This is a genomic window from Parasphingorhabdus sp. (assembly GCF_048269915.1).
In the GTDB taxonomy this organism is placed as follows: Bacteria; Pseudomonadota; Alphaproteobacteria; order Sphingomonadales; family Sphingomonadaceae; genus Parasphingorhabdus.
In genome coordinates this window covers 42293-62367 of sequence record NZ_JBLWTY010000005.1, presented here as the reverse complement: position 1 = coordinate 62367, position 20075 = coordinate 42293, and the positions used below count along the sequence as shown (strand labels likewise).

General features: G+C 58.8%; 22 protein-coding genes. 4 read left to right on the top strand and 18 right to left on the bottom strand.

What is annotated here, in order from left to right:
• Positions 1-21 precede the first annotated feature (21 nt).
• The 3 genes from ACN0WX_RS12395 to infA all read right to left on the bottom strand — a co-directional run bounded on the left by ACN0WX_RS12395 (position 22) and on the right by infA (position 1916).
• Positions 22-1020: a ribonuclease E/G gene (locus tag ACN0WX_RS12395; RefSeq protein ID WP_417622644.1), complete on the bottom strand. Its 999-nt coding sequence runs from the start codon at positions 1018-1020 to the stop codon at positions 22-24.
• Positions 1013-1582 (bottom strand): Maf family protein, encoded by a 570-nt coding sequence (locus ACN0WX_RS12390; RefSeq protein WP_417622643.1) that lies wholly within the window; start codon positions 1580-1582, stop codon positions 1013-1015. The genes ACN0WX_RS12395 and ACN0WX_RS12390 overlap by 8 nt, the downstream gene beginning before the upstream one ends.
• A 115-nt stretch (positions 1583-1697) precedes the next feature.
• Positions 1698-1916, bottom strand: a complete 219-nt coding sequence (infA, locus tag ACN0WX_RS12385; RefSeq protein ID WP_066742521.1) for a translation initiation factor IF-1 — start codon at positions 1914-1916, stop codon at positions 1698-1700.
• 232 nt (positions 1917-2148) lie between these two features.
• Here infA and ACN0WX_RS12380 point away from each other — a divergent pair, with 232 nt between their 5' ends.
• Positions 2149-4668 (top strand): hypothetical protein, encoded by a 2520-nt coding sequence (locus ACN0WX_RS12380; protein WP_417622642.1) that lies wholly within the window; start codon positions 2149-2151, stop codon positions 4666-4668.
• A 105-nt stretch (positions 4669-4773) separates the two neighbouring features.
• Here ACN0WX_RS12380 and ACN0WX_RS12375 read toward each other — a convergent pair whose 3' ends face one another.
• From ACN0WX_RS12375 to hisG, 11 genes are all read right to left on the bottom strand, one after another.
• The gene (locus tag ACN0WX_RS12375) at positions 4774-5082 is read right to left on the bottom strand and encodes a putative quinol monooxygenase (protein WP_417622641.1); all 309 of its coding nucleotides are present in this window, start codon (positions 5080-5082) and stop codon (positions 4774-4776) included.
• A gap of 38 nt (positions 5083-5120) precedes the next feature.
• The gene (locus ACN0WX_RS12370; RefSeq protein WP_417622640.1) at positions 5121-5621 is read right to left on the bottom strand and encodes a hypothetical protein; all 501 of its coding nucleotides are present in this window, start codon (positions 5619-5621) and stop codon (positions 5121-5123) included.
• Positions 5622-5695: 74 nt separating this feature from the next.
• Positions 5696-6562, bottom strand: a complete 867-nt coding sequence (locus tag ACN0WX_RS12365) for a transcriptional regulator (protein WP_417622722.1) — start codon at positions 6560-6562, stop codon at positions 5696-5698.
• A gap of 5 nt (positions 6563-6567) precedes the next feature.
• Positions 6568-7785, bottom strand: coding sequence for a GNAT family N-acetyltransferase (locus ACN0WX_RS12360; RefSeq protein WP_417622721.1), 1218 nt, complete (start codon positions 7783-7785; stop codon positions 6568-6570).
• 169 nt (positions 7786-7954) lie between these two features.
• A complete protein-coding gene (locus ACN0WX_RS12355) occupies positions 7955-10081 on the bottom strand; it encodes a sodium-translocating pyrophosphatase (RefSeq protein ID WP_417622639.1) in 2127 nt (708 codons plus the stop codon).
• Between the two features lie 155 nt (positions 10082-10236).
• The gene (gene thiL, locus ACN0WX_RS12350) at positions 10237-11172 is read right to left on the bottom strand and encodes a thiamine-phosphate kinase (protein ID WP_417622638.1); all 936 of its coding nucleotides are present in this window, start codon (positions 11170-11172) and stop codon (positions 10237-10239) included.
• Positions 11169-12092, bottom strand: a complete 924-nt coding sequence (locus tag ACN0WX_RS12345) for an alpha/beta hydrolase fold domain-containing protein (protein ID WP_417622637.1) — start codon at positions 12090-12092, stop codon at positions 11169-11171. Before ACN0WX_RS12345 ends, thiL begins: the two co-directional genes overlap by 4 nt.
• Before the next feature lie 33 nt (positions 12093-12125).
• Positions 12126-12572, bottom strand: a complete 447-nt coding sequence (nusB, locus tag ACN0WX_RS12340) for a transcription antitermination factor NusB (RefSeq protein ID WP_417622636.1) — start codon at positions 12570-12572, stop codon at positions 12126-12128.
• On the bottom strand, positions 12569-13093 hold the full coding sequence (locus ACN0WX_RS12335) for a DUF1993 domain-containing protein (RefSeq protein ID WP_417622635.1): 525 nt from the start codon (positions 13091-13093) through the stop codon (positions 12569-12571). Before ACN0WX_RS12335 ends, nusB begins: the two co-directional genes overlap by 4 nt.
• A gap of 22 nt (positions 13094-13115) precedes the next feature.
• The gene (gene hisD, locus ACN0WX_RS12330) at positions 13116-14411 is read right to left on the bottom strand and encodes a histidinol dehydrogenase (protein ID WP_417622634.1); all 1296 of its coding nucleotides are present in this window, start codon (positions 14409-14411) and stop codon (positions 13116-13118) included.
• On the bottom strand, positions 14411-15061 hold the full coding sequence (gene hisG, locus ACN0WX_RS12325) for an ATP phosphoribosyltransferase (RefSeq protein ID WP_417622633.1): 651 nt from the start codon (positions 15059-15061) through the stop codon (positions 14411-14413). The genes hisD and hisG overlap by 1 nt, the downstream gene beginning before the upstream one ends.
• Before the next feature lie 45 nt (positions 15062-15106).
• On the opposite strand from hisG, the gene ACN0WX_RS12320 reads away from it, so the two are divergent.
• A complete protein-coding gene (locus ACN0WX_RS12320) occupies positions 15107-16162 on the top strand; it encodes a DUF2332 domain-containing protein (RefSeq protein ID WP_417622632.1) in 1056 nt (351 codons plus the stop codon).
• A gap of 175 nt (positions 16163-16337) precedes the next feature.
• Here ACN0WX_RS12320 and ACN0WX_RS12315 read toward each other — a convergent pair whose 3' ends face one another.
• The 3 genes from ACN0WX_RS12315 to ACN0WX_RS12305 are packed head-to-tail and all read right to left on the bottom strand — an operon-like array spanning position 16338 to position 17865.
• Entirely contained in the window at positions 16338-17231 is an 894-nt protein-coding gene (locus tag ACN0WX_RS12315; protein ID WP_417622631.1) for a pirin family protein, read from the bottom strand.
• Positions 17228-17593, bottom strand: a complete 366-nt coding sequence (locus tag ACN0WX_RS12310) for a cupin domain-containing protein (RefSeq protein ID WP_417622630.1) — start codon at positions 17591-17593, stop codon at positions 17228-17230. Before ACN0WX_RS12310 ends, ACN0WX_RS12315 begins: the two co-directional genes overlap by 4 nt.
• Positions 17590-17865: a BolA family protein gene (locus ACN0WX_RS12305; RefSeq protein WP_417622629.1), complete on the bottom strand. Its 276-nt coding sequence runs from the start codon at positions 17863-17865 to the stop codon at positions 17590-17592. Before ACN0WX_RS12305 ends, ACN0WX_RS12310 begins: the two co-directional genes overlap by 4 nt.
• Before the next feature lie 115 nt (positions 17866-17980).
• Here ACN0WX_RS12305 and ACN0WX_RS12300 point away from each other — a divergent pair, with 115 nt between their 5' ends.
• Both ACN0WX_RS12300 and cobS read left to right on the top strand, forming a co-directional pair.
• A complete protein-coding gene (locus ACN0WX_RS12300; protein ID WP_417622628.1) occupies positions 17981-18589 on the top strand; it encodes a J domain-containing protein in 609 nt (202 codons plus the stop codon).
• A 54-nt stretch (positions 18590-18643) separates the two neighbouring features.
• On the top strand, positions 18644-19633 hold the full coding sequence (gene cobS, locus ACN0WX_RS12295) for a cobaltochelatase subunit CobS (protein WP_417622627.1): 990 nt from the start codon (positions 18644-18646) through the stop codon (positions 19631-19633).
• Positions 19634-19639: 6 nt separating this feature from the next.
• On the opposite strand, the gene ACN0WX_RS12290 is transcribed toward cobS, so the two are convergent.
• On the bottom strand, positions 19640-20041 hold the full coding sequence (locus ACN0WX_RS12290; RefSeq protein WP_417622626.1) for a hypothetical protein: 402 nt from the start codon (positions 20039-20041) through the stop codon (positions 19640-19642).
• Positions 20042-20075: the final 34 nt, after the last annotated feature.

Sequence of the window (20075 nt, the reverse complement as noted above, 5' to 3'; positions counted from 1 at the left end):
TGAAATGCAAGGGGGAGTAGATTATCCTGTCATACCGCCATTGATGGAAATACTGCCTTTGGCTTCAACCTCGATCACCCTGCCCGTACGCCTTGCCAGTTCTTCCAGCCATTCCGCTTTCAACTTGGTCGCTACAGCCGGATGCACTTCCATGCGCATGGTGCCGGTACCGCGATCCCGCTCTGCTTGCCGAAGCAGTTTCAGCGCCGCATTGACCGAGCGGTTGGCCTGCATGATTTCCAACACCGATGGCCGGACCTTGCGGCTGACAATCTGCATGAAACCGAAGCCGTTGATCGCCGTATGTTCGCAATTGGCCGCCATATATTCATCAAAGACTGCGGTTACAGCGGCGCGTTCCGCTTTCGCTTCCAGCGTCGGAAAATCAAGGCCGATATTGCCGGATATGTCGAAGCGCACCAGCGCAAGAGCTATTTCCTTCGCTGCCCGTTTCGCCAGTTCCAATGGTGCCAGCGGCCCATCGATATCAATCACTGTCATGGCCGGCGTGAGCGCAATCAACAGGCTCCCGCCCTCGAAATCGATCCGCCCGCTTTCCGCCTGTTCAATCGCTTCATGCCAGCCATGTTGCGCCAGAAAATCCTCTCCGTGCGCGTGGACATGTTTGAGGGGATATCCCGATGCTTCGAGTTCCGCCAGCAAGCCCGGCCCATCACGCAACGGGGCATCTTTGTCGGCGGGCCGAGCCTTGGCGCGCTTGGCCTGCCCCCCGCGCTCGATCATTGCCGCACGAACGATCTCTACCCGGCATATCGCGCCTTCGGTCAATCCCTTGGGGAGTGGCTGCAGCAGAGCCTCTTGCCCGTCCGGCAGAACCACAATCCCGGATTTCCCGGCGACCCATTGCCGGGTAAATTTCGCATCGACCACCGCGCCGGCCCTGGCACTGCCATCGGCACGTTCGACCCGTATTTGCACGAGCGCGCTATTTCCCAGCCGCAACGCCCGGTTTTCACCGATCCCGGCTTCGTAAAGCCAGCCGTCAGCAAAATCAGCCAAGAGGATAGCCCGCGCTGATCAGAAGATTTCTGGTTTCATATAGCGGCAGACCCATAATCCCGCTGTAGCTGCCGGCCATCCAGGTGACAAAGGCCTCCGCCGTTCCCTGTATAGCATAGCCGCCGGCTTTGCCCTGACCTTCGCCCGAGGCAATATAGGCGTCTATTTCGCGGGGCTCGAAGCGTTTGAACTTCACAACACTGTCCGACAATTTGGTGCGCGCCGTGCCATCGGCGGCAATCACGCAGACCGCCGACATCACATGGTGCCGCCGCCCGCTGAGCAGCTGCAAAAACTTGCGCTGCTCAGCGGCATCGGCGGCCTGACCCAAAATCCGCTGGCCCACGGCAACGGTTGTGTCTCCGGCGATGAGAATTTCATCATCTTCGCGCGCAACGGCGGCGGCCTTTTCCTGCGCCATCCGAACGACATATTCGCGCGGCAGTTCGCCCTTGCGGGGAGACTCGTCAATGTCGGGAGAGACAATCCGGTCCGGCGTAACGCCAAGACGACCGAGCAGTTCCAGACGGCGCGGACTGGACGAGGCGAGGACGATTTTCATAGATTATTTTCCGTCATGCTGAACTTGATTCAGCACTCCCGACGTCAAAGCGCAAGCGCCGTTTTCCAACCGCACGGAACCCCGGAAAAAGTCCGGGATGACGGGCCAAAACTCGTCACTTGAAACGATAGGTGATACGGCCCTTGGTCAGGTCATAGGGGGTTAGCTCCACGAGCACTTCATCACCGACGAGCACACGAATACGATTCTTGCGCATCTTGCCGGCGGTGTGCCCCAGGATTTCATGACCGTTTTCCAGCTCGACCCGGAACATCGCGTTGGGAAGCAGTTCGCGAACCATTCCCTTCATTTCCAACAATTCTTCTTTTGCCATATGGCGCTGCTATTTCCCTAATATTGCGGCAATTCCGCGTGTTGCAGTGCGCCATAACGGCAAATGCGCCAAAAGGGAAGGATTAGCTGCATCTGCCAGATACAGACTAATCCGGTACCGGGCCCGATGATGGCGCTGCGACAATTTAATACAAAGAAAATATTCCAAGGCCAGGACTTACATGGCATTTCCGACATCTACTTCCCCCTTATTCGAGCTATTGAACCAAATCATGATGTCTTCCCCCCGAACCTTTTTTAACGCTTCTCCCCTTGCGCTGGCGGCCATGCTCTTCACCGCGCCCGCCAGCGCACAACTTTCCGACCCCGACCGGGATTATCCCGACGAAGAGATTGTCGTCACGGCAGAACGCCCCCGCGGCGCAATAGTCACCGAGATACCGCCGGTCGTCGAACTGAGCGAAGCCGACATCGCCAGCTATGGGGCCTCCTCGGTTCAGGATCTGCTCGAGGCAATCTCTTCCCAGACAACATCAAGTCGCGGCCGTGGCAGCGGACGCCCGGTGGTACTGATCAATGGTCAGCGCACCTCCGGCTTCCGCGAAATTCGCGATCTGCCGCCCGAAGCCATTCGCACGGTGCAGGTCTTCCCGGAAGAGCTGGCGCTGCAATATGGCTATCGTCCGGATCAGCGGGTGATCAATTTCATCCTGAAGGATCAATATACCGGGGTCAGCGCATCGGCGGAATATGGTGTGCCGACGCAGGGCGGACAGGGCCGGTCGGAACTGGAAGCCAATGTCACGCATATCGGCAAGAGTGACCGCATCAACATCAATCTGGAGTGGCAGAACAACACAGCGATCACCGAAAGCGAGCGCGATATCATCCAGGACGCGGCCGGTGACCTGGTCGGTCTCGGCGACTTCCGCACGCTGGTCGCACCGACCGACAATGTCGAGCTCAACGCCAATTACAGCCGAAGCTTCGACAATGGCATGGCGCTCTCGCTGAACGGCGGCTATGTCTACGACAAGTCGCGCGGCCTGCAGGGCCTGCCCAGCGGAACGCTGCAAGTCGCAGGCTTGCCCTTGTTCCGCTATTTTACCGAATATGGCCCGCTGCGCCGGGTACAGGAAAGCAACACAGCCCAGGCAGGACTGTCGCTGAACGGCTCGCTCTCCGACTGGCGCTGGTCACTGACCAGCGATTACACACGGGCACAGGTCAATACCGACACCGACCGGTCGGGCGACATCAGCGCGCTGCAGGCGGCGATAAATGCCGGGACAGCCGATCCCTATGCGACCAGTTTCGGCAATTTGCTCGGCGCTCCGGTCACCGATAGTGCGCGCGTGGTCGACCAGACAATCAGCAATCTTGCGACTCTCTCCGGGACCCTGTTCGTCCTGCCGTCCGGCGCGGTAACGACGACGATCCGCGGCGGCTATGACCGGGAAGATCTCGACAGCCGCGATATCCGCAGCGGCATAGTGACCGCCGCCAGCCTCAGCCGGGACAAGCTGAGCACCGGGATCAATATCGATATCCCGCTGGCCGACGAGAATATCGACGTCGCGGAAGCAATCGGCAAGCTGTCGATCAACGGCAATCTTGGCTATTCCGACCTGTCCGACTTTGGCGGACTGGTGGAATTTGGTTTCGGCCTGAACTGGGAACCGCTGGACGGTCTGGTCTTCACTGCTTCCGCCATCGGCGAGGAAGCCGCACCCGGCATCGCCCAGCTGGGCAACCCGGTAATCGTCACGCCGGATGTGACAACCTTCGACTTTACCAACGGCGAAACCGTGCTCGCGGCGATCACAACCGGGGGCAATCTGGCTTTGCCAGCGGAAACCCGGCGCGATATCAAGCTGGCGGTCAATTATCGGCCCGAATGGCTCGATGGCTTCACCTTCCTCGGCGAATATTTCCGCAACAACAGTGACAATGTCGCGTCCAGCTTCCCCTTGCTCACGCCCGAGATCGAAGCCGCCTTTCCCGACCGCGTCACCCGCGATGCCAGCGGCCAGCTGATTGCGATCGACCGGCGGCCGGTCAGCTACGCCAATGTCCACAGCGAGCGCATCCGTTACGGGATCGATTTTTCCAAACGCTTTGGCGAGCAGCGTGGCGGCATGCGGGGTCGCCCCATGCCAACAGCCCGACCGCCACAGCCCGAAGGCGAAGGCTCACCAGACGGCCAGACGAAGGAGGGCAAGCCGCCAGAGGGAACCGCTGCCGGAGCCGGACCGGGTTCACGCTCGGGTGCTCCCCGCGGCGGCGGCCCCGGAGCAAGCGGTCGCCCACGCGGCGGACGCTGGCAACTCTCGGCCTTTCACACCATCCGCCTCGAGGACCGCATCCTGATCCGTCCCGGTGTGGAGGAACTGGATCTGCTGAACGGATCGGCCACAGGCTCCACTGGCGGCAGCCCGCGTCACGAGTTCGAGATCAACGGCGGCTGGTTCAACAACGGCCTCGGTTTCCGGCTCGATGCCAAGCACCAGGTCTCGACCCGTGTCGATGGCGGGATTACCGGCTCGGACCTGCGCTTTTCCGACCTGACCACGGTCAATTTGCGGACGTTCATCAATCTTGATGATCGGGGCAATCTGACCGAGAATGTCCCGTTCCTGAAAAACAGCCGGATCGCCTTCAAGGTGGATAATATCTTCAATGATATCCAGACCGTCCGCGACGGCAATGGCCTGATCCCGCTCAGCTATCAGCAGGGCTATGTCGATCCGGTCGGGCGCTATGTCGAGATTGATTTCCGCAAGCGGTTTTAGGGATATGCGAAATTCGTTTCAGGAACTGCCGTTAGTGGTGAGCCTGTCGAACCACGTCTCTCGTCGATAGACGCCCTTCGACAAGCTCAGGGCTAGCGGATCGATTTAACCCAGCTCCGCCATCGAAACTGCTTCCGCCCGATATATTTTTATCTCCGGTCGTTCGCCCACCAGCGCCGTCAACCGCTTCACAAACGCGCCCGATTCCGGAACCGCGAAATGCGCGGCGACGGCGGCTTCGTCCTGCCATTCCTCATGAAAGAACAGACGTTCCGGATCCTCGCAGTCGGCGTGGATATGGTGCGAGATACAGCCCGGCTCGGCGCGGGAACGGGCGCTATGTTCCACACATAGCGCGATGATATCTTCGCGCCTGGCGGGCGGAACGGCGAAGGAGGCGGTGATAATGATCATGCACCACGACTAGCTCAATCAGGCCGGTTTGGAAATGGTCAGAGCTGCAGCGTCGCCCGGGTTGTGCTCTTGGACATGAAATAAGCCAGTACCGCCGCAATCACGGTGACAATCGCAGTAAAAACCATCGGCGAAAAGCGGAGCTCCGGCGCGGCACCTTGCAGAATCATGACGATCAGGATGGCGGGGACCAGAGTGAACATGAGATGTTTCAGCGCGAGAACCAGCGGCGTAAAACCTGACCTTGTATCGGCCAACAGGCCGGGCACGATCTTGCCCGCCTTGCGCTGCGAAACCGTGATCGCCCAGACAATCAGCGACAGCAACACACTCATCAGCACTGCGATGGCAATCAGGGTTCCGCCCAGATTGGGCGCCGGGTCGCCAAAAGGCAGAACCGCCGGAATAAAAGGCAGATCACGCGTCAGCCAGTAATTGATCCCGCCCGCCAGCACGATATTCACCACCGCATCCGCCCGCGCCTGCTTTTCGATAAAAGCATCCATGGTGGTGGGTACTGCAGCGATATTGGTGGCCATATTCTCACTCCCTGTTTTTTTAGGGGAGAGTGACGGTGGCGGGCGGAATGTCAAGCCGGGATGATCACTTGCGATTATCCGATCATACCAAGCTTCCGCAGCACCCGCCAGGCCAGCGCCTTCGCCTTGTTCCGTGCCGGAAAGCGCCCCGGTGCCCTGGGCGTCACGCCCCTCTTGCGCAGCCAGCCGTTAAACGCCCGCGCGTCCGCCTCTTCAAAGCTCCAGTCGCTGCGCCAGGTGATCGAGAGCGAGATGCTGGACTCGCCGCCCACCTTCACATGGTGCGGGGCCATCACGGGCACAAAAATCGCCTTGCCGGGAGTCAGGTGGTGACGGCTACCCTCGGCCTCGAACCCTTCCCGCCAGACCAGATTGCGATGCCCGCCGAGATGATAGCCCTCGTGGATTTCGTCTGCCGCAAAGCGGGCGTCACCGGCGGGGAAAGTCGTCATCCATTTTTCGCCGCGCAGCTGCAACAGGATATTATGCTCCGGATCGAAATGATAGGGCGTCACCGCGTCGGGTGACGACACGAAGATAAAGCCCTGTGGCTTGAGCATCTTGCCGGTCTTGGCTTCCAGTATCGGTCGGATTTCACCTAGCAGCGAACGCAGCAATTCTTCATATTCCGGCATCTGCTCGATATTCTTGAGCACCGCCCAGCTGGCCGAGCGATCGATCATCCGGATGGTGTCACCAATGGTCATGCCATTGCTCGGCACATGCTCGGGCTTGATGCCGACAGGCAGATCGCCGGGATTATATTCAATGCTCTTTTCAGGGAGCACCTCCCCCAATCGCGCCAAGGCGTCCAGTGTCAGCAATTCATGCGACACCATATTATGATCCAGCACCCGCGCCTGTTCAGGATAACAGGCATCGAATTGCCGACGCATCTCGGCACCGAAAACCTGCGGCTGAAAGCTCGCCTTGGCGGACATCCGGTTCATTGCGAACGCTCCGTCGGGTCGACAATGGTGCGCCCCTTGATTTTGGTCATCAAGGTTTCTCCCAGTCTGACTCCGCGGAAGACGGCGCGACGGCAGAGGCCCTGCAATTCGATCGAGAAGCGGCCGATATGGCGGCGATCGGACCACAGGCTGTCGATCATCGGATGATCCTGCGACGCGCAGCTGTCGATCCATTGCAGCGCCCGCAGATCCAGAAATTTCAGATTTTCAATCTGCAACAGGACACCGGGCGAAAAGCGGGAATATTCTTCATCAAAGGCGGTTTTGAAGCCGAAGGCGCCGGGCGGGGAGAGAAAGTTGACCAGCATCGCCAGCGGCTTTCCATCGAGACGAATATCGCGGCGTTCCAGTTGGCCCGCCGCCGCCGCGCCGGCAAGCGCCTGCCGGAAAAACGCGCTGGTTTCCGGAGAGCTGTCCAGTGCCGACCCATTTTTACCTTTCCATCCGGCCTTTTCCAGCCTCAGAAATTCGTCGGTCCACTCGTCCAGGCCCGCTGCACCGAGATGCTGCCCGAAGGTCACATCGCCCTGTTCGTTCAGCCGTTTGCCCAGCCGCCGCCATTCCTTGCGCTTTTTCCCCCGCAACGTGGCACGGTGATAGGCATCAGAGCTGAGGTCGCTCTGGAGCAGCGCCCGCGCGGTACTGTGCACCAGATCGCAGCAGCGCTTCTGGTCACTGCAAACCGCGCGCAGGGCCTGATCCAGCGGGCCGCCAATCGTCATGCCATTGATATGCAGAAAACCCGGCCAGTCGCTGCTGTCGAGCGCGGTCAGCAACTCTTCCCAGAATATCTGTTCAAATCCCGTGCGGACCAGCGGCGTGCCGAGAAAACAATTGTGATGCATCCAGTTCTGGACATGCCTTGCCGGCAAGCGACCAAAGCGGTCGACGGGGCCAAGCGGGAGCAGCCCGAGCAGCGGCGAATGACCAGGCTCACCCGCCCATAAGAGGAAAAGTCGCAGCTCGGGGTCTTGGCCAAATTGAGTCAGGCCGGGACGCAGAAACCATTGCTCGTAAAAGATATTCGGCTCGCTCGCCTGTCGAGCAAGATCCGTCCACGCCTCCGCCAGATGGGCATCAATGTCCGCGACCGGAAGGAATATTGCTCGGGGAGTGGACGCGGACAGGTGATCGTGGAACCGGTCATCCCCAACCTGTTTGCAAGCAGCGTCCTGTAACCCGCTTAGATCCATCAAATTTTATGCCCCGCGTCCGTTTTTCGATCTAGCGGCAATGCTAGGGACAAAGGGGTAATATGTGATTAACGCTCGGTCGACGGACGCAGACCGGCTCCGACCATGAAAAAACCCCGCCGAAATCGCTTCCGGCGGGGCCTTTTTTGAGATCGATAGGTTCAGCGTCCTAGTGGATGCCGCCCTGCGCCGCATAGAGCGCTGCTAGCAGCAGCAAGGCGACGATATTGGTGATCTTGATCATCGGATTGACGGCCGGACCCGCGGTATCCTTGTAAGGATCGCCAACGGTATCGCCAGTCACCGCAGCATGGTGGGCGTCAGAGCCCTTGCCGCCGTGATTGCCGTCCTCGATATATTTCTTGGCATTGTCCCAGGCACCGCCACCTGCCGTCATCGACAGGGCAACAAACAGGCCGGAGACGATCACGCCGAGCAGCAGAGCACCAAGTGCGGCAAAGCCGTTCGCCTGTCCCGCAACCGCGGTGATCACGAAATAGACCACGATCGGTGCCAGCACCGGCAGCAGCGATGGCAGGATCATTTCCTTGATCGCAGCCTTGGTCACGAGATCGACCGTGCGCGCATAATTGGGACGCGAAGTACCGTCCATGATACCCTTGTCGGCAGCAAATTGCGCGCGAACGTCTTTCACAACGTCACCCGCAGCACGGCCGACAGCGGTCATGCCCATGGCTCCGAAGAGATAGGGCAAGAGCGCGCCGAGCAGCAAGCCGACGATCACATAGGGGTTTTCCAGGCTGAAGCTGACTTCGAGGTTCGGGAAGAACTCTTTCAGGTCAGCGGTATAAGCCGAGAACAACACCAGCGCCGCGAGACCGGCCGAACCAATGGCATAGCCCTTGGTTACCGCCTTGGTCGTATTGCCAACCGCGTCAAGCGCGTCGGTCTTCTCGCGGACGCTTTCGTCCAGACCGGACATTTCGGCGATACCGCCGGCATTGTCCGTTACCGGACCATAAGCATCCAGAGCCACAACCATTCCGGCAAGCGCCAGCATGGAGGTTGCCGCAAAGGCGATGCCGATCAGACCGGCAAGCTGAAATGCGATGACAATGCCAATGACGATGACCAGCGTTGGCAAGGCCGTTGCTTCCATCGAAATTGCCAGCCCCTGGATCACGTTGGTACCGTGGCCGGTTTCCGAAGATTTGGCGATCGACCGCACCGGACGATATTCCGTACCGGTATAATATTCGGTGATCCAGATGATCAGGCCGGTCACAGCCAGCCCCACCATCATCGACCAGAACAGGGCCATGCCGGTAAACCCGCCAGTTCCGTCAAGCGCAACACCGATCGGCGTATTCATGTCACCGAGCGTGCGCATGGTCACATAATAGATGGCCGGGATCGACAGCACCGCAGTGGTGATGAAGCCCTTGTAGAGCGCGCCCATGATGTTCGTGCCGCTGCCGAGCCGCACCATATAGGTACCGATAATCGACGTCAGGATGCAGACACCGCCGACGATGAGAGGCAGAGACATAAGGTCATAAAGCATTGCGCTGCCAACGAGATCGCCGAACAACAGCGCCAGAAGGACCATGGTGGCTCCGACCGTCACGACATAAGTCTCGAACAAGTCAGCCGCCATGCCGGCGCAATCGCCAACATTGTCGCCGACATTATCTGCGATGGTTGCAGGGTTGCGCGGGTCATCCTCGGGGATGCCTGCTTCAACCTTGCCGACCAGATCGGCACCCACGTCGGCGGCCTTGGTGAAGATACCACCGCCAAGACGCGCAAAGATCGAGATCAGCGAGGCACCGAAGGCCAGAGCGACGAGCGCGTCGATGACCGTGCGGTCATTGGCGGCCATGCCCATCTGGGTGGTTAATACATAGAAGAAGATGGAGATCGCGAGCAATGCGAGGCCAGCCACCAGCATACCGGTCACTGCACCAGCGCGGAAGGCGACGGTAAGACCGGTTTGCAGGCTTTCGCTCGCACCCTGAGCCGTGCGGACATTGGCCCGAACCGAAATGTTCATGCCGATATAGCCCGCTACGCCGGACAGTATCGCCCCGAGCAGGAAACCTACGGTGGAAATGCCTCCGAGGAAGATGAAAACGAGAACCGCAACGACAATGCCGACAAGGCCGATGGCCCGGTACTGGCGGTTCAGATAGGCTTGTGCACCTTCCTGTATCGCGCCTGCGATAGATTGCATTTTCTCATTGCCAGCCGGCGCACTGAGCACCTGTCGGCTGGTAATAAAGCCATATAATATGGCGATAAACCCGCATAAAATTGAAATGGTGACGACGGTCATCGCTTCAAATCCCCTCCGTTTGTTACAATAAAACGCCCCGTCAGACGCGGGGCTGTCATCCAAACTATAGGGCGGGACGAAAAACGTGCAAGTCTTGATTTTACCCGTTTTGACAGGCGCAACCGCGGCTGTGGAACCAGACCGGGCCCGACGGGTCAGATGTGCACAAAACCCAGATGTTCAGGAAGCTCCAGCCGTTCGCCATGACTATGCAGGGTGAGGCCCGATCCCGGGCGACAGGTTCCCACGCATGTCAACGCAATTGGCAGAACGGTCTCGGGACTGGCAGTAAGCAGCAACTGATAATCGTCACCGCCGGTTACCGCCTTGAGCCGGGCCTCCTGGTCGTCGCCCAAAAGGCTCTGAAACTGTCTGGATAGCGGCACTTCCGCCAGATCTATTTCGATCTGGACGCCGCTGGCCTTGGCGATCCTCGATGCATCAAGCAGCAGGCCGTCCGAAACATCCATCATCGTGCTGACGAGATTGGACAGCGCTCTCCCCTCTTCTACCCGCGGCATCGGACGGGTATGAGCTTTCAGCAACGACGCGGTGATCTCGATATCCGGAGACTGCAACAAGCCGGTTGCAATTTGCAGGCCCGCCCAGGCATCACCAATCGTACCCGTAACATAAACGGCGTGCCCCGGTTTCGCATCGCTGCGCGAGGGCACGATATGGCCCTTTGCTTCGCCGATCGCGGTCAAGCCAAAGGTTCTCGGCGCACCTTCTCCCATCGCCACCGTATCACCGCCGAGCAAAGGCACGGCAAAGCGGTCAATCGCTTGTTTCAGGCCCTCGACAAAAGCAGCGTCCCACCGGTCTCCGGACGTCCGGCCATAGCCGAGCAGAAGGCCGAGCGGCTTCGCGCCCTTGGCCGCAAGGTCGGAAAGATTCACCGCCACCAGTTTCCAGGCCACATCAGCAGGATCGGCATCGCGTAGGAAATGTACACCTTCGACCATCATGTCGTGAGTCATCACCAACTTGTGGCGCCCAAAAGGCATCATCGCGACATCGTCAGCCAGACCACGCGCAGCAGGATGGGTGGTAATGGCCTTAAGCCGGTCAATAAATTCCAGTTCGTTCAAGAGAGAGCGTGCTCCAGTGCCATTCTGATGGAAGCGTTGGCGCGCTTGCTGACCGCTGCCTGGGGGACAAATCCGTTAAACCCGTGCGGCGCGCCGGGGTAGATAGCGAGTTCAACCGGAATGCCGGATGAACGAAGGCGGTTGGCATAGGCAATATCTTCATCTCGAAACAGATCGAGATCGCCGCACATGATATAGGCCGGAGGCAGGTCAGCGAGATCGGTTGCCCGCGCTGCGGCTGCATAGGGGCTGGCACCGTCTTCCTCCGCATAGAGCGACCAGGCATGCAGCGAAACATCCCGGGTCCAGAAGGATGGCGGAATATCCATCCGCCCCGATGGTGTATCATGCCGATCATCCAGCATCGGGTAAACGAGTAGCTGGAACGCGATGTCCGGGCCACCACGGTCGCGATTCAGCAACGCGGCGCTCGCCGCCAGTCCGGCTCCTGCGCTTGCGCCGGCAAGAATGATTTTGCGCGGATTGCGGTTTTCAGCCACCCCTTCAATCACCGCACACACGTCGCGGGCCGCTGCCGGAGAGCGGTACTCCGGAGCCATCCGGTAGTCGACCGATATCACCGGTGCGAGTGACGCATAGCTTTTCGCCGACAAGTCATCGGCATTCCCCATCAGATAACCGCCACCATGTAGCCAGATGATCGTGCAATCCGGATAGAGCATGTCGCGCGCGCGAAATTCGATCACCGCAACGTCCGGGTCCCCCGCCAATCCGGCTATATGATATTCATCGCTCTGGCCTTCAAATGGGGGAACCAGAGCCGCCATTTCGGCAAAGCGCCCATCCCGTATCGCTCTTGCACGGGCAATATCGGTCTTTAATATGCCGAAAATATTGGGCCACACATCCGGGACCAGGTCGCGGAATGCGGGATCCAGCCGGTCCAGAAAATCAGACAATAATCCTACCCCCCAAACACAAGGGGGTGCGGTTCAGCCCCTTACCTGTTTCGCGATGGCGTCCAGCAACCCATTGACAAAGCCCGCATCCTTTTTGTCAAAAAAGGCATGCGCTACATCCAGATACTCGTCAATCACCGTTGCGATCGGCACATCGTCCTGTGCGACCAATTCAAATGTCCCGGCGCGGAGAATCTGGAGCATCGTCTTGTCGAGACGGCCCAATGTCCAGCCGGAAGCCAGCTTTGCATCTACAAGATCGTCGATTTCTTCCAGCCGGGAGGTCACGCCAATAACAATGTCATCAAAGAAATCCCGCTCCGCCGGATGATATTGATCATCCTCAATTTCCTGACCCAGCCGATGATCGTGAAATTCCTTGATCAACTTTGGCACCGGCGTCTTTTCCATCTGGTGCTGGAAAAGCGCCTGAACGGCGGCCAGACGGGCGGCAGATCGGGATGCAGATTTTGCAGTCATGCTCTTTTAATCCTTGGAGTGCCCAGAAAATCGCGCTTGCCAATCTGGAGGCCCTGCTCGCGTAGCAGGTCATAGGCAGTCGTTGCATGGAAATAGAAATTGGGCTGGGCAAAGCTCAGCAGAAAATTTTCGGCGGTGAAAGGCATTACCGCGTCCTTGAAGCGAAACTCCATATGCTGGCCGACAAAGCCCTCCATCTCGGCTGCGCTGACCGCTTCCAGCCCAGTCTTCGCTTCATCGAGTTTTTCGTACAAGCCCTCCCAATCATTGGGTGGGGCGACGAGGCTTGGCGTGAACATGCCCTCTCTCACCCCTTCAATCGCGCCCAGCGAATGCTCACGGCAACTTTTCACCTGATAGGAAAAGGGCTGCATATCCTCAATCAGCCGCGCGCCGATAATCTCTTCCGGCGCCGTGCCCTTGTCCTCGCAATGGGTTTTTGCCTTGTCGACCAGTGCACGGACGGCAGCGATAATCTGGAGCTGGGTTGGAATTATGGCATCATATAGTGAAATGGTCATGGCATTTTCTTTCTGTTGACTGTCAGCTTTGGTCAAGCCGCTTTTCTATGCTGGCAGCGTGCGCGGGCAAGCCCTCTGCCTCTGCCAGAGCGACCGCGGCCGGGCCAATATTGCGCAAAGCTTGTTCGTCGCAACGAATGAAGCTGGTGCGTTTCATGAAATCGGTCACAGACAGACCGGACGAGAATCGTGCCCGGCGACCGGTGGGCAGGACATGGTTGGGACCGGCAACATAGTCGCCGACCGCCTCGGGCGTGTGCCGGCCAAGAAAGACTGATCCGGCGTGGCGGATTTTCCGGAACAGAGCCTCGGGGTCATCGATCGCCAGTTCGAGATGCTCGGCCGCCAGCCGGTCAACCAGCGGTGCAGCCTGGTCCAGCCGCTCGACGATGATGATTGCACCATTGTCATTCCAGCTGGTCGTCGCGGTTTCGGATGTTGCAAGAATGCTCAGCTGTTCATTTATTTTTTCAACAACTTGATCGGCAAACTTTTGATCATCTGTAAATAATATCGACTGACTGGTCGGATCATGCTCCGCCTGGCTGAGCAGATCGGCGGCAATCCAGTCGGGATTATTCTTGCCATCGGCGACGACCACGATTTCCGATGGGCCGGCAACCATATCAATCCCGACGACGCCGTATACTTGCCGCTTCGCTTCCGCGACCCAGGCATTGCCGGGTCCGGTTATGACATCAACCGGTTTGATTTTGTCCGTGCCATAGGCCAGCGCTGCAATCGCCTGCGCCCCGCCAATCCGCCAGATTTCATCGACACCGGCCAGTTCTGCGGCAGCCAGCACCAGCGGATTGATGCTGCCTCCGGAGGCCGGCGTCACCATGACAAGCTGATCAACCCCCGCCACCTTGGCCGGTATCGCGTTCATCAACACCGACGACGGATAAGCCGCACGACCGCCCGGAATATAGATACCTGCCCGTTCCACGCCGTTCCACCGGGCCCCGATGCGAACTCCGGCATCGTCAATATAGTCCCGGTTATCAGGGAGTTGCCCCTCATGATAGTCACGAATTCTTAAGGCTGCCAGCTCCAACGAAATGCGCAGAGATGCTTCCAATCCTTCCAATGCGGCAGCGGATTCGGCTTTGGAAATACACCAGCCGGTCTGCTCGAGATCGTGACGATCGAATTTGCTGGTCAGCCGTAGCAGCGCGCCATCGCCCTGTTCGCGAACATCCCGGATGATCGCCTTCACATCAGCGGAGACATCCGCATCCGCCTCGCGCCGGGCGTTGACCAGCGCATCGAAGGCCTCGGCAAAACCGGCGTCGGTTGTAGCCATCCGAAATGGCATCAGACCTGCCCCGCCAGCTCGCGAAATTTCTGCACCAGCGGTGTCAATTCAGCGCTGCGCATCTTGTAGGCTGCGCGATTGACAACCAGCCGGCCAGAAATATCCAGTATCCGGTCGGTCTCGACCAGATTATTCGCTTTCAGCGTACTGCCGGATTCGACCAGATCGACAATATGCCGCGACAGGCCCAGCGAGGGCGCCAGTTCCATCGCGCCGTTCAGCTTGACGCATTCCGCCTGGATGCCCTTGCCCTCGAAATAGCGGCTGGTGAGATTGGGATATTTGGTGGCGACCCGGAGATGGGAGATATTGCCCACCTGCTCCGCATCGTCCTTCGGCTGCGCCACCGACAGGCGGCAGCGGCCGATACCAAGATCGACCGGGGCGTATAGCTCGCTGTAGCCGAATTCCTCGATCACATCCGACCCGACAATCCCGATTTGCGCGGCGCCATGGGCGACGAAGGTCGCAACATCAAATGCCCGCACCCGGATGATCGACATATGCGGGAGATTGGTCGCGAATTGCAGACTGCGGTTGGACTTGTCAAAAAAGGCGTCCTCTGGCACGATCCCGGCCTGCGCCAGGAGCGGCAAGGCATCGTCGAGAATCCTCCCTTTCGGAATTGCAAAGATTAGTGGTTTGGCCATGATGGCCGCGGCTTTACGGCTTCGCAGATGAAAGGGCAACGAGTTATGGACATTTTGGACGTCGAAGATATCGCGCAGGGAATGCGCGGTCAGGCGGAACATTGCCGGCGCAACGATGCCCCGGTCACCGCGTCGATCATTTTGGCCCAGATAGCGCTGATGGACGGCGACACCCAATGCGGACAGACAATCCGCAACTGGCCCGGAAAACCACTGGAAGATGCGATGCCGCTGCGGCTGACCGGCGGGCTGCATTATTTGCATCTGACGGGCCGGGAATCGCGGCTGGGGCCGATTTACGGAGGCGAAATTTCCGATCAGCAAGCGATCAACGCGATCGTTGCTGACGTCGTTGCCGACCATGATGCAGAATTGCTGCCATGGTTCGACAATCCTCCGCAGACCAATGAATCCGGCCGGTCGGCGAGCTTCATGGCCGGGCTATTGTGGCTGTCGGGGCGTATCGGCCCGCGATTCGAACTGCTCGAATTGGGGGCCAGTGCTGGCGTGAATACGATGATGGAGCGCTATCATTACGACCTCAATGGCGTGCTTGCCGGGCCTGAGGATTCGCCGATGCGGATCAAGCCGATATGGCGCGGTCCCCCTCCCCCGCAGGCCCCGGTCGAGATTGTCAGCACCCACGGTTGTGATCAGAATCCGATTGATCTCACCGATGATGAAACCGCTGCACGGCTCAAAGGCTATATCTGGCCGGAAATGCCCGCGCGATTCGAGCGAATGGAGGCGTCTATCGCATTGGCCAAACAGGACGCACCCGATGTCGCCAAAGCCGATGGCGCCGACTGGGTCGAAGCGCAATTGCTCCTGCCCCAGCAAAGCGGCGTCACCCGGGTGCTGATACATTCGATCGTCTGGCAATATCTGCCACAGACAACCAAGGACCGGATTACTTCAGCCATGGAAACGGCGGGCAAAGCGGCGACTGCGGACAGGCCGCTGGCATGGATGTCACTGGAAACCAACCGCAAGACCTTCAGCCACGAACTGATCATCCGCTATTGGCCGGGCGGCGAGGAACCGGCTCTGCTGGGCCGGGCGCACGCCCATGGCGCCTGGGTCGAGTGGTTTGAAGGCTAACGGGAAAGCGTAAATTGCCCTCTCCCATAGGGAGAGGCAAGTGTAGCTTGTCAGCTTGCTGACTAGCGAAACTCGGTGAGGGGTTCGACTGTCGAGAAGGCAAAACCCCTCACCGACTGCGCCTAAGGCAATAAATTGCCAAGGCTTGTTGCCTCTCCCTCTGGGAGAGGGCAATTCAATCCGTAACCGTCTTCGGCCGCCCCTCGGGCAGCGGAATAAATTCATCCGAATCCCCCGGAACGATCGGAAAGCGCCCCTCGAACCAGTCGGCCTTGGCCTGCTCGATCCGCGCCTTGCTCGACGAGACAAAATTCCACCAGACATGCCGTTCGCTGGCAAAAGCCTCGCCGCCGAGCAGCATCGCGCGCCCTCCCGACAGTGAAGTAAGCGAGACCTTCGCCCCCGGCGCGATCACATAGAGTATATATTTTTCCAGCGACACGCCATCCAGCGCGCCGTCGCCGTCGACCAGCATCACCGCCCGTTCGTCGGCCTCGGCATCGATCGGGATCGCGCCTCCGACGTAGAGCAGGATATCGGCATAAATCGTCTCGGTATGACAGGTGGTCGGCGCCGTCTGCCCCCAGAGTCTACCCATGATGATCCGGGCTTTTGCGCCACCATCCTCGACCAGCGGCAAATCACTCGCGCCGACATTCTCGAACGCTGGATCCATCTCTTCCTTGCCATCAGGGAGTGCCAGCCAGGTCTGCATCCCGAACATCGGCTTTGGCTCATTTATTGTTGCAAGCGGAGATCGCTCCGAATGGACAATCCCCCTGCCCGCGGTCATCAGGTTGACTTCGCCCGGCCGGATTGTCTGATGGGTGCCCAGACTGTCGCGATGATCAATCGCGCCTTCGAACAAATAGGTCACCGTTGCCAGATTGATGTGCGGATGCGGGCGCACCCCCATACCCGGCCCTTCCGGCAGTGTAGCCGGTCCAAATTCATCGACAAAGATAAACGGCCCCACCATCCGCCGATGACGCGACGGCAGCACCCGGCGGACCTGAAACGCGCCCAGATCATGGGTGGCGGGAGTGATGGTCTGGATGATGCTGGTCATAGCCTGTCCGGATTTCTGACGGTTTTTTCCGTGATGACATTGCCGGTATTCAATGTCTGGCCCGGCTCCATCAGCACCACATGACATTCGCCGTCCAAAGCTTTCGGGCAATGTTCGACGCCTTTCGGGACAATGACAAATTCCCCTTCGCCGACATCGATATCACCGGTCCGCAAGCCCATACGCATGACGCCCTTGATGACCAGAAACAGTTCATCCTCATTGTCGTGCCGATGCCAGTCAAACTTCCCGTCAAATTTGACGAGCTTGATCTGCATATCGTTGATGTCGCCTGCGATTTTCGGGGACCAGTGGTCCGAAAAGCCGGCAAATGCCTGGGCGAGGTTGACTTTTTCGATCACTCCCCCGGCGCTCTGGCCTTGATCACCATCGCGTGGACCTTGTCGCGCATCAGATCGCCCAGCGCCTTGTTCACCATGCGCTGCCGGTTGAGCCGGGACTTGCCTTCAAAGGCCGCGCAGACAATCTCGACGGTAAAATGCGATTCCCCGCTGCCGTCATCGCCGGCGTGGCCGTGATGGCTGGCGCTGTCGTTGGTGACGACAAGCGATATTGGCGCGAGTTCTGCGGTAAGCCGCTTTTCAATCTCGCTGTGCACTGGACCTTTGGACATCGAATCTCCATATTGCTCGTTCATTGGCCATATTAGCTGTTCCCACCACGCTTGTCGAAGTGCGTTTACGGCTTTCAAACAGCCCGGCTACGAGCGCCGGACCAACGGAGTAACATTGACCGTTTCCCCCAAAAGAAAACCAAACCGCTTTCACGGCCGCGTCGAAACCGATGGTCAGCGCTGTGCCATCGAAGGCTGTGCGCATGAAGGCGAGTTTCGGGCACCACCGGTCTATGGCGTCCGGCACAGCTATGATGGTCCCGGCGAGTATCGCTGGCTCTGCCTCGACCATGTGCGCGAGTTTAACCAGAGCTATGATTATTTTCAGGGCATGGACCAGGAGCAGATATTCGAGGCACAGCACCCCGTGCGGGGGTGGGATTCATCCCGCCGAATCTATGAAGGCGGCGCCGGTGCCCAACCGGCCTGGGCCGACTTCACCGATCCGCTCGATGCCATTGGCGCACGGTTTGCAGCCGGAATTCACCGACGCCAGACCGCCGGCCCGACCATTTCCCGTGTCGACCAGAAAGCGCTGGAGACGCTAGGGCTTGGCGTGACAGACTCCCGATCCATCGGCCGCAGTGACATTCGCCGCGCCTATTCCGCGCTCGTCCGCAAATATCATCCCGATCGCAATGGCGGTGACCGCAGCCACGAGAAACAGTTGGCAAAAGTGATCGAGGCCTATACGCAGCTTAAGGAATCACCAGATTTTAGATAGTGGCCCGCCCCTATTGCATTTCTTAGGGCGGCAGAGATTTTTCGAAGGACGACGATGACCAACATTCCCGATATCAACCCCGACGCCAGCGGCGAAACTATTCTGGACGCTCCCGATATAACCGTCGATGCGCGCGAAGTCTTCGGTGTGGATGTGGATATGCAAATTCCGGCATTCAGCGAAAAAGACGAGCGGGTGCCCGATCTCGATCCTTCCTATGTTTTCGATCCGGAAACCACGATCGCGATCCTCGCCGGATTCGCCTATAATCGCCGGGTGATGGTGCAAGGCTATCACGGCACCGGGAAATCGACCCATATCGAACAGGTCGCCGCGCGCCTCAACTGGCCCTGTATCCGGATCAACCTCGACGCGCATATCAGCCGGATCGATCTGGTCGGCCGCGATGCCATTGTCCTGAAGGACGGCCAGCAGGTCACCGAATTCCGCGAAGGCCTGCTGCCATGGGCACTGCAGACGCCAACCGCGCTGGTGTTCGACGAATATGACGCCGGTCGCCCCGACGTGATGTTCGTGATCCAGCGCATCCTGGAAGCGGAAGGCAAGCTGACTCTGCTCGACCAGAACCGGGTGATCCGCCCGAACCCCTATTTCCGCCTGTTTGCCACCGCCAACACGGTCGGCCTCGGCGACACCAGCGGCCTCTATCACGGCACCCAGCAGATCAACCAGGGCCAGATGGACCGCTGGAATATCGTGGTGACATTAAACTATCTGCCCGCTGCGACCGAAGCCAAGGTGATCCTGTCGAAGGTGCCGGAAGCAGGGGACGAAACGGTCCAGAACATGATCAAGGTCGCCGATCTGACGAGGCAGGGATTCATCAACGGCGATATCTCCACCGTGATGAGCCCGCGGACCGTAATCAGCTGGGCGCAGAACGCTGCGATATTCAACAATATCGGCTTCGCCTTCCGTCTTTCCTTCCTCAACAAATGCGACGAGGCGGAACGGATGCTGGTGGCGGAATATTATCAGCGGGTGTTTGGCGAAGACCTGCCCGAAAGCGTGATGGGCGGCTAGTCAGACTCAGCTTTCGTCGGATGGCGGATTTTCTGCACGATCCGAAAATTCGGTCATCACGGCCAACGCCGCCCAAACGGTCAGCGTTGGCAACACGCGATCGGGGAAATCAATGGCGCCGCCGCCATTATCGCTTTCTGCATACCAGGCAGCCAGCAAGGCCCCCGCCAGCATGATGCTGTTCCAGATTCGCCGGTGGCTATAGGTCACGAGCAGGATGCTGCTCACCAGCACCGAGATGATGATCAGCAAAATTACATATTCATCCATCGGGATTTCGGTGATATTGCCCAAGCTGACACCGATGATGGCGCCGAAGAAAATATTCAGCGCGTTGATCGTCGCTTCATATTCGCGCTGAGTCAGTTTAAACGGATTCCCGATTTTAAACAGTTTTCCTAGCATCATCCATTCCCGAGATATGCCCATTGACTAGCAAACC

Excerpts from the sequence above, each read along its gene's own strand:
- ACN0WX_RS12390 (WP_417622643.1), bottom strand. The coding sequence starts at position 1,582 with ATGAAAATCGTCCTCGCCTCGTCCAGTCCGCGCCGTCTGGAACTGCTC.
- infA (WP_066742521.1), bottom strand. The coding sequence starts at position 1,916 with ATGGCAAAAGAAGAATTGTTGGAAATGAAGGGAATGGTTCGCGAACTG.
- ACN0WX_RS12380 (WP_417622642.1), top strand. The coding sequence starts at position 2,149 with ATGATGTCTTCCCCCCGAACCTTTTTTAACGCTTCTCCCCTTGCGCTG.
- ACN0WX_RS12375 (WP_417622641.1), bottom strand. The coding sequence starts at position 5,082 with ATGATCATTATCACCGCCTCCTTCGCCGTTCCGCCCGCCAGGCGCGAA.
- ACN0WX_RS12370 (WP_417622640.1), bottom strand. The coding sequence starts at position 5,621 with ATGGCCACCAATATCGCTGCAGTACCCACCACCATGGATGCTTTTATC.
- ACN0WX_RS12365 (WP_417622722.1), bottom strand. The coding sequence starts at position 6,562 with ATGTCCGCCAAGGCGAGCTTTCAGCCGCAGGTTTTCGGTGCCGAGATG.
- ACN0WX_RS12360 (WP_417622721.1), bottom strand. The coding sequence starts at position 7,785 with ATGGATCTAAGCGGGTTACAGGACGCTGCTTGCAAACAGGTTGGGGAT.
- ACN0WX_RS12355 (WP_417622639.1), bottom strand. The coding sequence starts at position 10,081 with ATGACCGTCGTCACCATTTCAATTTTATGCGGGTTTATCGCCATATTA.
- nusB (WP_417622636.1), bottom strand. The coding sequence starts at position 12,572 with ATGACTGCAAAATCTGCATCCCGATCTGCCGCCCGTCTGGCCGCCGTT.
- ACN0WX_RS12335 (WP_417622635.1), bottom strand. The coding sequence starts at position 13,093 with ATGACCATTTCACTATATGATGCCATAATTCCAACCCAGCTCCAGATT.
- hisD (WP_417622634.1), bottom strand. The coding sequence starts at position 14,411 with ATGCCATTTCGGATGGCTACAACCGACGCCGGTTTTGCCGAGGCCTTC.
- hisG (WP_417622633.1), bottom strand. The coding sequence starts at position 15,061 with ATGGCCAAACCACTAATCTTTGCAATTCCGAAAGGGAGGATTCTCGAC.
- ACN0WX_RS12320 (WP_417622632.1), top strand. The coding sequence starts at position 15,107 with ATGGACATTTTGGACGTCGAAGATATCGCGCAGGGAATGCGCGGTCAG.
- ACN0WX_RS12315 (WP_417622631.1), bottom strand. The coding sequence starts at position 17,231 with ATGACCAGCATCATCCAGACCATCACTCCCGCCACCCATGATCTGGGC.
- ACN0WX_RS12305 (WP_417622629.1), bottom strand. The coding sequence starts at position 17,865 with ATGTCCAAAGGTCCAGTGCACAGCGAGATTGAAAAGCGGCTTACCGCA.
- cobS (WP_417622627.1), top strand. The coding sequence starts at position 18,644 with ATGACCAACATTCCCGATATCAACCCCGACGCCAGCGGCGAAACTATT.
- ACN0WX_RS12290 (WP_417622626.1), bottom strand. The coding sequence starts at position 20,041 with ATGATGCTAGGAAAACTGTTTAAAATCGGGAATCCGTTTAAACTGACT.